At 27.5% G+C, this 11534-nt stretch carries 11 protein-coding genes and 1 pseudogene; 3 read left to right on the top strand and 9 right to left on the bottom strand.

Features of this window, described 5'->3' with window-relative positions:
• Positions 1–879 precede the first annotated feature (879 nt).
• The 4 genes from N5D90_RS16635 to N5D90_RS16620 form a co-directional block, all read right to left on the bottom strand.
• Positions 880–1671 (bottom strand): Fic family protein, encoded by a 792-nt coding sequence (locus N5D90_RS16635; RefSeq protein WP_280063400.1) that lies wholly within the window; start codon positions 1669–1671, stop codon positions 880–882.
• Positions 1672–1735: 64 nt separating this feature from the next.
• Entirely contained in the window at positions 1736–2032 is a 297-nt protein-coding gene (locus N5D90_RS16630) for a hypothetical protein (RefSeq protein ID WP_280052076.1), read from the bottom strand.
• Positions 2033–2079: 47 nt separating this feature from the next.
• Positions 2080–2820, bottom strand: coding sequence for a ParA family protein (locus tag N5D90_RS16625; protein ID WP_280052075.1), 741 nt, complete (start codon positions 2818–2820; stop codon positions 2080–2082).
• 161 nt (positions 2821–2981) lie between these two features.
• Positions 2982–4007, bottom strand: coding sequence for a replication initiation protein (locus N5D90_RS16620; protein ID WP_280063398.1), 1026 nt, complete (start codon positions 4005–4007; stop codon positions 2982–2984).
• A 1161-nt stretch (positions 4008–5168) separates the two neighbouring features.
• Here N5D90_RS16620 and N5D90_RS16615 point away from each other — a divergent pair.
• The 3 genes from N5D90_RS16615 to N5D90_RS16605 are packed head-to-tail and all read left to right on the top strand — an operon-like array spanning position 5169 to position 6992.
• The gene (locus N5D90_RS16615; protein WP_280063397.1) at positions 5169–5576 is read left to right on the top strand and encodes a plasmid mobilization protein; all 408 of its coding nucleotides are present in this window, start codon (positions 5169–5171) and stop codon (positions 5574–5576) included.
• Positions 5551–6411 (top strand): relaxase/mobilization nuclease domain-containing protein, encoded by an 861-nt coding sequence (locus tag N5D90_RS16610; RefSeq protein WP_280063396.1) that lies wholly within the window; start codon positions 5551–5553, stop codon positions 6409–6411. The genes N5D90_RS16615 and N5D90_RS16610 overlap by 26 nt, the downstream gene beginning before the upstream one ends.
• 14 nt (positions 6412–6425) lie before the next feature.
• Positions 6426–6992, top strand: a complete 567-nt coding sequence (locus N5D90_RS16605; RefSeq protein ID WP_280063395.1) for a hypothetical protein — start codon at positions 6426–6428, stop codon at positions 6990–6992.
• Between the two features lie 81 nt (positions 6993–7073).
• On the opposite strand, the pseudogene N5D90_RS16600 reads toward N5D90_RS16605, so the two are convergent.
• The 5 genes and pseudogenes from N5D90_RS16600 to N5D90_RS16580 all read right to left on the bottom strand — a co-directional run bounded on the left by N5D90_RS16600 (position 7074) and on the right by N5D90_RS16580 (position 11386).
• Positions 7074–7825 (bottom strand): annotated as a pseudogene (locus N5D90_RS16600) (transposase).
• Positions 7826–7996: 171 nt separating this feature from the next.
• Complete coding sequence (locus tag N5D90_RS16595) at positions 7997–8782, bottom strand: hypothetical protein (protein ID WP_280063394.1); 786 nt, start codon at positions 8780–8782, stop codon at positions 7997–7999.
• Position 8783: 1 nt separating this feature from the next.
• The gene (locus tag N5D90_RS16590; protein WP_280063393.1) at positions 8784–9587 is read right to left on the bottom strand and encodes a hypothetical protein; all 804 of its coding nucleotides are present in this window, start codon (positions 9585–9587) and stop codon (positions 8784–8786) included.
• Positions 9584–10354: a hypothetical protein gene (locus tag N5D90_RS16585; RefSeq protein WP_280063391.1), complete on the bottom strand. Its 771-nt coding sequence runs from the start codon at positions 10352–10354 to the stop codon at positions 9584–9586. Before N5D90_RS16585 ends, N5D90_RS16590 begins: the two co-directional genes overlap by 4 nt.
• A 696-nt stretch (positions 10355–11050) precedes the next feature.
• Complete coding sequence (locus tag N5D90_RS16580) at positions 11051–11386, bottom strand: helix-turn-helix domain-containing protein (RefSeq protein ID WP_280063390.1); 336 nt, start codon at positions 11384–11386, stop codon at positions 11051–11053.
• Positions 11387–11534: the final 148 nt, after the last annotated feature.

Below are 11534 nucleotides of genomic sequence, written 5' to 3'. Positions count from 1 at the left end.
CTTACTTAACATAATCGAAATTATCTACCAATAAATTTTAAGGTAAATCACTGATTTTAAACAAGTGCCGTTTTGAATAAATGAAATTGAGTTTGAAAACGCTCTGAAAACCGCATTTTTACGTTCAATGAACATATCCAAAACGGTCAAAATATCCAGATGATTTTATATAAAACTTAAAGATAAGAATCCCTTGAGATAACTCAAGGGATTTTTTTATGTAAAAAAAATTGTCTAAAAAAGTGCCAAAATAGAAGTCTGCTTTTAGGGGTGAAAATTCTGTCCTTTTTTTTCTAAACCCTTTTATTTAGTATTGTACAGATGATTTATAAAAGGGAATAATTGTGTCAGTAGTTACACCAACCTATTGAGATAAATTTACAATAATTAATATTAAACAACTGAATAATAATAAGAAGAAGAAAATAGGTTGAGCGTTTTTTCTGTCCTTTCTAAATTAAGAATGAAAACGTAGGTTTAACAATAAATTTTAGGAGGGTTATTCTGTGGTTGAAATCCTTGTGAAGAAAATAAAAAAATGAAGATATTTTGTTTTATTGAAAATACATGGTTCTATTGTGATAAATATGGCAAATACAAATTGTATGGGTATAGCGAAATGTTTAATAAAAATGAAAAATGGAGAAGAAGCAAAATGTTTGCCGACGGATTGTTCTTCTCCAGGATTCTTTCCAAAAAATAATATTTATGGAATACATTCATTTTGAAATAATACGAGAAATATTTTCAACTACAGTTGATCTTATCGATATTATTCTCTTTTGTTACTTTTTAAGGGATAAAAAGTAATGTAAAATTAGTAAAAAAAAATCACGGACAATTTATCCGTGATTTTTTTAATTCCATCAAAAAGGATAATTAAAACAAAAATTTAAAATCAAGTCCTTTATTTGGTTTAGATATTTTTTCAAAATTTTGAATTTCTTCTTTTAGTTGAGTTGAATATTCTTGCTTCATGAAATGTCTAAAAATAGATATATCTTCTTTTTCTCTGGTTTCAATCAAAGCTTCAATATAATCCACTTTAGATTCAGAATTAACGATCGCTAAAGGAAGATTGTAATATTGTTGAATATAATTCATTAGTAATCTTGAACTTCTTCCGTTTCCGTCATAAAAAGGATGAATTGACACCATATTAAAATGAGCATCAAAAGATAAATTTACCTGATCTTCTATAGATAGATTTGTTTTCATTTTATTTTGAATAGTAGAAACTAAATCATTCATTAATCTTTCTACTTTGTCATAATTAGGAAAATAAGTGGCTCCAGCCATAACATTTCCTTTTCTAAATTCTCCTTTGCTAGCATCAACAGTTCCAAGAATAGTTTCGTAAACTGATCCAGTATTTTTTAAAACAAGTTCTCCAATGTTTTTAATTAATTCAACAGAGATAGGTGTTTTTTTATTTGCCTGTTCAATTACATAAATTAAAGCTTTATAATGATCTGTTACCATCAAGGAATGCTCTAAAGGTTTTCCTTTAGGTGTCAAGCCATCATTGATTAAAACGGAAGATTCAATTTCGGTTAAAGTTGAACCTTCTAATACTGTTGAATGATGAACAACTGAAATTAGATTAAACTTATCGTGATCAATCGTCTTTTCTATTCCAAGTTCTTTATATTTATTTATTAAGGATTTCATTGTTTTTATTTTTAAAGATCAACAAGTATATTTTTAATCAATTATCTTCATTCAAATAAATGATTTATTTCCTATTCTTAATTTCTCCGTTTAAGCTTTCATACTTTTTTATATAATCTTGAAAAGCTTCTTCAAAAATATCTTTGATTTTTGAACGCTCCCAATAAGCTATATTTTTTATTTTTTCTAATGTATCTATTTTAACTAATTGTGTTGTTTTAGTTTCTAAATAAACAGCTTTAGGTGAAATGTTTTCTTGTATAGATGGTTGTTGAATTGTTTCGTTTTTCTCTACAATAATATCCTGGTTACCTTGTAGTAACCCCTCAATACCTTTTGATAATATACTTTTCTTTCCCATATTTCTTTTATTTATTATAAATATTATATTTCATAAAAATATAATATTTAAAGTATTTCCAGTATTTCTTTTGTTAGATCCTTATAATCTTTAGCACCATTTGATTTGTCATCATAAGAAAATATGTCCATCTTATTTACAGGAGCTTCAGCAAGTGAAACGTTATCTCTAATTTTTGTCTGAAGAGTTTTATCTTTAAAATAATTGTTGACCATAGTATTAATTTCTCTATTCAAAACTTTACGAGAGTCGAATTGAGTTAAAAATACTCCAGCTAATTCTAAGTTCTGATTTAATCTGCTTTGTACTTTTACAATTACATCAGATAATTTTTTTAATCCCTGTAAAGCTAAATATTCAGCTTGTAAAGGAATTAATATTTTATCAGAAGCAGTGAAGGCATTTATTGTCAAAAGACCTAAAGATGGAGGTGTGTCTAATAAAATATAATCATATTTATCTTTGATTTTTGATAATCTCTCTTTTAATATGAATTCCCTTCCTGCTTCTCCAGAAAGTTCTATATCGATAGCTGACATATCTAATGTAGAAGCAATAATATCGAAATTTTCTTTGTATTGTAGAGGAGTGATTTCTACTTGTTCTGTTAATGTTTTGTATATATTTTTTTCTTCATTCTCTAAACCTAAACTATGAGTTAAATTAGCTTGAGCATCTAGATCAACAATTAAAACTTTATGACCTAATTTGTGAAGAGCAGCTCCTATATTAATTGTAGATGTAGTTTTTCCTACACCTCCTTTGTGATTTGATATACTGATAATCATTATTTCTTATGTTTATAACAAATGTATTATTTCTATTAAATATAAAAAATAAAATATTTAATAGAAATAATAGAAATAATAGAAATAATAGAAATAATAGAAATAATAGAAATAATAGAAATAATAGAAATAATAGAAATAATAGAAATATAATATTGATATTAAAGATTATATTTATTAATTATTTTACGTTCTAGAACTTTTTTTATTGCTCCAATTACATATCCTTTCACATTTTTTGCATCCATTGCAAGAGGACGAATTTCAGAAAGTAAATCAATAAGTTCTCCTTCTGCAAAATTATTATAAGCAGATTCAAACAAACTTAAATTGTTTTTCAATTCGCCATCAGTAAAATGATATTGAGTTTTTAAATATTCAATTTCATTATCTTTGATAAACCAACGTTTTGACATTTGTTTCAAAACGGTTTTTTTCTTTAGATCTTTATCCTCGTTCTGAGGTTGAAAAATTGGAATAAAACGGATACTTGAGATAGGAGTAGTCTTTTTACGTTCTTCTGGAAGAAGAACATATTCAAAAGTATATTCACTTTTATCATCAAGTTCCTTTTTTGCAACTTCAATAACTTTCCTTACAAAATCACTTTGTTTTTTGTACTTATCATTCAGCATAAGAATCTCACGTAAATAATCAACGCTATAATTTATGGGCTTTTTTTGTTTACTGAATAATTCATAAAATCGCATTGCATAAATACTTTCAAATTTCATAGCAGTAGCTAACTCATATTTTCTATATCCTTTAGAAAAATCCATTAAAGCAGAAGCAATATGCGGATTTAGAGAAAAATTCACATATGTTGTTTTTTCATCTGATCCTTTTACAATTTTTGGATTTTGAATCAACGAAAAAGCTTCCCATTCTTTGTTATCTTCATACTCGAAAATCTTTTTCATTAATGAAATAAATGCTTCTTTTATTCTCACATAATTTTGGTCTTTCTCTCCATTCAAAAATTTAGATACAGGAATAGTAATTTTAGAGTCTTGGAACAAGCTGTACTCAATTGAATATTTCTGATCTAAAGTTTTTCCTTCCAACATTTCTTGTAAGAGTTCAACAATTCTATATACAATTCTTTTTTCATAGACATTGAAATCATATTTAGCAGTTGTTATTATGTAGGATTGGATTAATTCCTTATTATCTATTTTACTTCCCATTTTTATTAGCTTACGACAGAATGAATGTTAAAATGCTAACTTACGAATTATATTTTCATAATTCGTAAGTTGCATTCAAAAAGTCGTAAGTGAAAACAATTATAGCATTCAAAAAGTCGTAAGCTAACATTCAAGAAGTCGTAAGTAAACTTTTTTAAGCGTCGTAACTTTCTGATAATCATAAATTTGATTTGTTTTTTTAAAAATAGATAAGTAATGTAATAATAAGCTATGTTTATTAAATACAAAAACATAGTCATTTTTTCGTTTTTAAGGAGTCATTTTTTCGTTGAAAAATTGACTTTTAGGAGTTCGCTTGAATTGTACTGTTTTCGTTGGAATGAAAAACAAAAACAAATTGACGTGACTTTTTTATGTGCACCAGGGGGCGGCGCGATTTTTTAAAACTTTAATAGGTTTTATCTATTAAACATTTGATTATTAGATTTTTAACTGTAATTTTGTCAGTCAATTTAATGATAATCGTTAAATTTGAAAGCGAAACGTTTATTAACGACTTCTTTTGAGGTCGTTTTTTTGCGTTTTAAGCGACATTTTGTTTTTTATATAGAATTCATCGGATACTTATAGATAGTCTATTTATCATCCTAAGAAGCGTGTTAGAGATGATGTTTTATCTTGTAGAAACAAATGATTTTGAATTCATTCTTTATTATGAATAGATTTTTTTAGATGGAAAAATCTATCAAAATTGAAAAAGCATATAGTAGAATATGGATTTATTTTTTGCGTTATTTTTATCTTTATAACTAATTCAATATTTGTGCTTATTCATTATATTTTGTATCTTGCCTTAACTGAATTTATAAAAAGGAGTTTTTTATATCTGAAAAAATGATGGAGAATAAATTTTTAAAACAGTAGTTTAGCTTAATATTTTGTGCAAGATGTACCTTTAGCAATACAAAAAGCTTAAAATCTCTCATTTCATTCCGATTTTATCTTTTCTTGTGCTAATCAGGTTCTCTTGTTTTGTTCCCTAAATCGGTCACAAAAGTTTCCATCTTCGATGGATCATTTTATTCTAAAATGCTTTTTTTGAAACAAAGTTTCAATTCATTTTTAAAGGTATTTTTATAAATGAAGTCGTTTTTATTTAAGTAATAATTATCTGTTTTTTTTTATTTTATTTCTTGTATTATGGAGGAAGAAATCAATTGGGAAGATTTTGTAAAGAAAGAAGAACTTCGATTTGATCGAAGTCAATATGGAAAGTTAGGAGGACGACCTAAAAAGAAAGCATCAGATAAAAAATCTAAATCCATTTATATTCGTGTATCAGAAGAAGAATTCGCTTTATTACAGAAAAAAGTAATCGCTTCTGGACAAAATCAAAGTCAATATTGTCGAAATGTTTTATTGAATTCAGGAGTAGTACCTACTATTCAGTCAGTAGGAACAGATAAAGAATTACAGCAATTTCGAACACATTTTAGTCGAATTAGTAATTATATGAAATTTAAAGATCCTCTTTTGAATTTAGAAGTTATGAAAGTAATTGAAAAAATGAATCGTTATTTAGATGATCGGAATAGGGAGAACCACTAAAGGAAGTATAAAGGCTATTGCTTATGCTTCTCGAGAAAATAAGGCAGAGCAGAAAGCGTTTGCGACAGAAATTAGTCGTAATGGTCTTGTAGGAGAAAATGCTCGTGCGATTTACCATGAACTTATGGCTGTGGCTCATCAAAATCATCGTGTAGCTAAACCATTTTATAATGTGGTTTTATCTCCTTCAGCAGGACATACACTTAATTGGACGTTGGAAGATTGGGAAAAGCTAGTGGATGATTTTTTAAGTAAAAAGAATTTAGTAGGTAATCAGCATATTGCTTATTTACATCAAGATACAGATACTTCTCATTTGCATTTAATTGTAAATCGTATTGATTTTAATGGAGAGAATAAAGTAAATCAACGATTTATAGGTATTCAAACCAGTACAGTAGCCAATGAATTAGCTAAGGATAGAGGTTGGGAAACTGTATTAGAAGAGACTAAGAAAAAAAGTGATCAGCAAATCCAATTGTATGGAAATGTATTGATTAATGGACTTAAAGAGTGTTTGAATTTGGAGGATTTATCGACTAATTTAAAAGAATTAGGGTATGGATTAAATCTTCAATTTGATCAAAATGAGCGATTAAAAGGCTTGAAAATTTTTCAATTTTCGGAAGTTTTAGAGAATGAAAAACGAAAACAAAACAGGCAAAAACCTAAAAATTATGGCGTAAAGTTTAGTGAGCTTTCACGTGGACATGAGAGTTTTAAAAAACTAAAAGCAGTTAATTTACAGGTGTTTTTAGAACAGAAAGCTGAGAAAGTAAAGCTTCAACAGGAGCAAGAAATAAAACCAAAAAGAAATTTTGGAAGAAGATTTTAAAATAACTTAAACTTATGAATGAAAATAATAGACCAAAAAGACCAGAAGAAATTTTAGCCGCGTTGAGTGCTGAAGGAAATAGAATAGAACAGTTAACGAAAGAAATTGATGAAAAGATTTATGCTTTTTATGGGATTCAAAAGCAGTTTATTGAGAATGGTAATTTGATTACAGCTGAACATAAAAAGGTTTTAGCTGATTTAAAGAATTATAAATTGCCTGAAATCTCATTGGATGCTTCTGCTAAAAAGCAATTTGAAGAAGTGAAAGAGTATGAGAAAAATGCACGTAAAAAGGATCGTACAATTCCATATTTAATCTTTATTATCTTTCTTTTGGTTGTCACTTTTGTCTATTTTTTTAATCAAGATTTACGCGTTAAAAAGGAGGTAAAGGAAAATTTAATCAATGAAATTTATTCAAAAGGGGATACGATTGTCTCTAAAAAACACTTTGATCTATCGGTTACAAATATTAATATTATGAATGAATGGATTAAGAAAAATCCAAAGGATAGTGAGAAGTTTATTAAATTCTTCAATAAAAAAAAAGATGGATATCCCCTTAAATATCCAGAGTAAGTTAAGCTACATATTTTAAAAATTGTAAATTGACACTGTCCAAAATTCTGTGTAAATATATTTCAGGAGGGTTTGACTTTTTTATAGTTGAACCCTTTTTTTCAAATATAGGATTAAAAATTGATCAATAATAACTCCCCAGTTTCTTACTGGCATAGACCATTTTTTAGTTGCTTCTCTCACAGCCAAATATACGGATTTCATAACAGCTTCATCTGTAGGGAAGGATAATTTATTTTTAGTGTACTTCCTTATTTTACCGTTTAAATTCTCAATTAGATTGGTGGTGTATATGATTTTCCTAATATCTACGGGGAATTCAAAGAAAACCGTAAGGTCTTCCCAGTTGTTTTTCCAGCTTTGGATGGCATAAGAATGTTTATGTTACCATTTAGCTGGAAATTGCTTTTTGTCCTTCCAAACAACGTATTTACAAGCATTTCTTATTTGATGTACAACGCAGATTTGTGTTTTAGACTCAAGAAATATAGTGTGTATAGTATCAGTAAAACCATTTAAGTTATCAGTTGCTGTAATTAAAATATCTTCGGTACCCCTGGCTTTTATATCGGATTAAAACTAGCATCACGATCTCTAGGAACCTTTATTTCTTCTTCGCCATAACTCGTTTTTATCTTTTTACTAGAATAACCATTACGCACATTTTCTTGCTTGCGTAAATCATGCTTATCGTAATCCAGGTGAGCATCTAACTCACCTTCTAACATTTTTTCAATTCCTCGCTTTTGTAAGTCTTTGAGAAAGTTTTGGAGTTCATCGCCAGTTTTAAAATGTTTGAAAAAATCATCCGGAAATAGGTCTTTTGTTTCCATAAATATGTAAATATTAAATGTATAAAAAAAATTCTGCTCGATTTTAACCCAAGCAGAATTTTATACTTACACAGTTTTTGGTACAGTGTCTCATTTTAATTCATAAAAACATTACATTTCTTTTGATATAACCTATATCATTTTTTGATCATCCACAGAATGGCTATCTAGTTACATGTAAGGATGTAAAAGTGTAGTTGTTAATGTAGAATTCACCATATCCTGATTCAGTTTTGTCGCATCAACAGGCTGTCCGATTCCTATATTCACTAAAGTAGTATTTGATCCAAGCTGTCTATTTCTACATGCCGCTTGTATTTCATAACTACCTTGTTCTAATTTATCTAATGTTACATTCAAGTTAAATATCTTATAAGATCCAGGCACACCTCTTACTACATCAGATCTTACAGCCTTTAATTTAAACCCTTCATTATTTTTTTTCATAAAGATTCCACATGCAAAACTAGCAGAATTCCCTGTTGAATTCGATGATCTATTTATTTGCACAGTTGTTTGAAAACTTAATGTTACTTTACTAGAATTCGTAGCATCTTTTACTACAAAATTATCTTTATTATTCGTCATAAAACTCCATCCAGCATCATTTGAATCTAATTCATATGAAGTTATACTACCTGTACTATTAAAAAATAATCCTACTTTATCTATAGTCGTGTTTAAATAATATAATGAAAGACTACCTGTTCCATCTGCTACTTTGTAAGTTTTCCATACATTAGTTGGATACTCATTATCCTTTACTTGTAACACTTGATTTAATGTACCTGCATCACCTAAAGAATTATCATTTCCTGCTAATCGTAACTCTTTTCTTAAATTTAAATCCCCATTAATGTCAAGAGTTTTAGTAGGGTTCTTTGTGTTAATTCCAACTTGAGAATATGTATATGAATAAGAAAAAATTACAAGTAATATATTTATATAGAGTTTCATGTTAATTGAATATTGAATTAAAATTTTCAGGTATTTCGTATACATCTACTTTTAAAGATGATTGTGCCATAAACGTATTAATATTTGTGACTGCATCTACATTTCTTCCTATAGCCAAATCCCTTGTAGACCCACTTAGTTTAGCACAAGCGATATTAATACTATGAGAACCTAAAGTTAAATTTGATGTACCACCAATCTGAGTATGAGTTAGAAATGTACTAGTAGAGCTACTTGTATAAATGGTATTGATCCTAGCACTTTTCAGTTTTCCATCTACGAAAATACCACAAGTATACTTTATGTTTTCACCATTTGTTGAAGTTGAATTATTTTGTTGAACAACAGTTTCAAACTGAAAATAAACTTTACTTGATTTGCTATTTACATTAAACGATTTTGCTAAACCAGGAATTTCATTAAAGCCTTTCAATTTTAAATCAGATAATAAAGCCCCATCTATTAATTCTGTAGAAACATTTACTGAAGAATTGTTATTAGGAGCTATTTGTATTCCAATCTGATCTGAAAATGAATCATTAAAAATTAAGTAAAACTTATTCGGTTCATATTCTGGAATAAGTAATGATTTCCATGTCGGAGGTAAACCTTCTCCTTGCGAAACTAAAATCTGCTCTTTTGTTCCTTTAGATTCTACACTATTATTATCTAAAAAAATTCTCTTTCTTAAACCAAAATCTCCATTTACATCAAGACTAGATTGAGGTGCTCTTGTGTCAACTCCTACTTGAGCTTGTGTCAATGCACTTAATAATAATCCAGATATTAATAATTTTATTTTCATCTATTTGCTTTAAATGTAATTAATTCAGCTAAATCAATCTTTAAAAAAGATTTAAGTTGAAAGTTATTTGAATTAGTAGAAGATGTTGTATTTGTTCCTATCGATAAGGTATGACTATTTCCCTCTATTCCTCTACAAGCCATCTCAATACTGTAGGAACCTATGGGAGTATTCTCCTCTGTATAGTTTAGTGTATACATATATTGCATAGGCGAGTTAGTTGTAATGGTCGTAATTTTATCAGGTCTTAGAGCAACTAATGTATTATCCTTAAAAATTCCACACATAAATTTTACTTCCCCAACTGAAGAAGTTGTGACAGACTCTACACCTGTTTGGAATTGATAAGTAGTTTTATTCTCACTTGACTTGATTTCCATTATTGTCTTAAGTCCACTTATTTTGGTCCAAGAACTATCAAATTGATCACCTATTTTATTAAGGTAGTTAACACCTGAAATAGTGATAGACTTTATCCCAATATTATCATCTATAACATATGTATTAATCAATTTATATTGTCCATTCTCCATAAATGGAACATTTACATATTTCCATGTTGGAGACATCCCTACTCCTTGAGATACTAAAACTTGATCTTTTAACCCTGCATTTCCTTTTGTTAAATCATTTCCTCCTACACGTAAAGAATTTCTTAAGATAATATCACCTTCTACATCAAGTTTACTTTTAGGAAAAAGAGTTCCGATGCCTATTTGGGAAAATGCATAGTTTGACAATATTATAGCTAATAATCTTACTTTCATAGTTTTATATTTAGTTAATGGATAGGCAAAAGTAATTCAATTTTGATTAAAAATAACTATCTTTTAGAAAATTAAGTGATAAAATATTATTTTTTTAAGATTAATAAAATTCTTGTTAAGAAATCAATTACTTACACTTTTTATGTAATTTATAGATATTGTCCAGAATTTTGTGTAAATATATTTCAGATTGGTTGATTTTTTATAGTAGAGCCTTTTTTCTAAAATAGTTAAAAATTTATTTAAAATTATCCCCAATTAAGAATTTATAGAGTCCATTTCTTAGAAATTAGCATTAATGATATATAAAAAAGGCTTCTTCAAATCTTCGTTTGGAATACCATCTTGTTTTTGGTGTATTTGTGATGAATCTTAAACACAATTCTATTCATCTAAATAGTACTATAAACCGATTCTAAGGGGTAGTTTTGCCAATCTAAATTTGCCTATTCACTTTATCAGTAATGATAGATATCGCTGATGTAGAGATTTTATAGCTATATAATTCGAGTTCCTGTTTATATCTGAAAAGCTAAAACCTTTTGTATAAAGTGAATTATCATACTTTTAAAAGAAACTGATTTGGATTGATATTTAGTGTAGAATAATAGGTTAAAAAAACCTTTCACGATCTCTTAGAACTTTTATAATGATTCTCTATATTCGTTTCTTTAATGTTTTGAAGATATATAAATATTACAAAAACATTTTTTTCCATTTTGCTATTGTATTTCTGCTTAATTTAAAATGATTAGCAAGTTCATTATTATTAAGATTATGTTTTTTTTGATAATCTAGTATTTCTTTTCTATCTAATATGGAGTAAGACCGATATTTTTGATTTAAACTTTTTATATTGAGATTTTTTTCACCAAAAATTTTTCTATTAAGAGCTATGACATCAAATGTAGACAAAGTAGTTTTATTAAGAATACCTTGACAAATCTCTTTTTTTTCAGGATATTTTATATTAAGAATATCTTCGTAAATTTTTTTATAATCAGGTGTATTTATTTTATTCTGCCTTTTCATCTTTTTGTATATCTACAGTATTTGTTTCTATATAAATTTGATAGAGTATCTATTGTTCGCTTTCAAACTAATTAGATATTTCGCTTTAAAAATTAAGTCAGAGAGTTTTTATTTATATAATATATATTTTCCTTTAAAATATAACGAC

This window comes from Empedobacter sp. GD03797, assembly GCF_029842105.1.
GTDB lineage: Bacteria > Bacteroidota > Bacteroidia > Flavobacteriales > Weeksellaceae > Empedobacter > Empedobacter falsenii_C.
The sequence above is the reverse complement of the archived record's forward strand: the minus strand, read 5'-3'. Positions and strand labels throughout refer to the sequence as shown.

Excerpts from the sequence above, each read along its gene's own strand:
- N5D90_RS16635 (WP_280063400.1), bottom strand. The coding sequence starts at position 1,671 with ATGAAATCCTTAATAAATAAATATAAAGAACTTGGAATAGAAAAGACG.
- N5D90_RS16630 (WP_280052076.1), bottom strand. The coding sequence starts at position 2,032 with ATGGGAAAGAAAAGTATATTATCAAAAGGTATTGAGGGGTTACTACAA.
- N5D90_RS16625 (WP_280052075.1), bottom strand. The coding sequence starts at position 2,820 with ATGATTATCAGTATATCAAATCACAAAGGAGGTGTAGGAAAAACTACA.
- N5D90_RS16620 (WP_280063398.1), bottom strand. The coding sequence starts at position 4,007 with ATGGGAAGTAAAATAGATAATAAGGAATTAATCCAATCCTACATAATA.
- N5D90_RS16615 (WP_280063397.1), top strand. The coding sequence starts at position 5,169 with ATGGAGGAAGAAATCAATTGGGAAGATTTTGTAAAGAAAGAAGAACTT.
- N5D90_RS16610 (WP_280063396.1), top strand. The coding sequence starts at position 5,551 with ATGATCGGAATAGGGAGAACCACTAAAGGAAGTATAAAGGCTATTGCT.
- N5D90_RS16605 (WP_280063395.1), top strand. The coding sequence starts at position 6,426 with ATGAATGAAAATAATAGACCAAAAAGACCAGAAGAAATTTTAGCCGCG.
- N5D90_RS16595 (WP_280063394.1), bottom strand. The coding sequence starts at position 8,782 with ATGAAACTCTATATAAATATATTACTTGTAATTTTTTCTTATTCATAT.
- N5D90_RS16590 (WP_280063393.1), bottom strand. The coding sequence starts at position 9,587 with ATGAAAATAAAATTATTAATATCTGGATTATTATTAAGTGCATTGACA.
- N5D90_RS16585 (WP_280063391.1), bottom strand. The coding sequence starts at position 10,354 with ATGAAAGTAAGATTATTAGCTATAATATTGTCAAACTATGCATTTTCC.
- N5D90_RS16580 (WP_280063390.1), bottom strand. The coding sequence starts at position 11,386 with ATGAAAAGGCAGAATAAAATAAATACACCTGATTATAAAAAAATTTAC.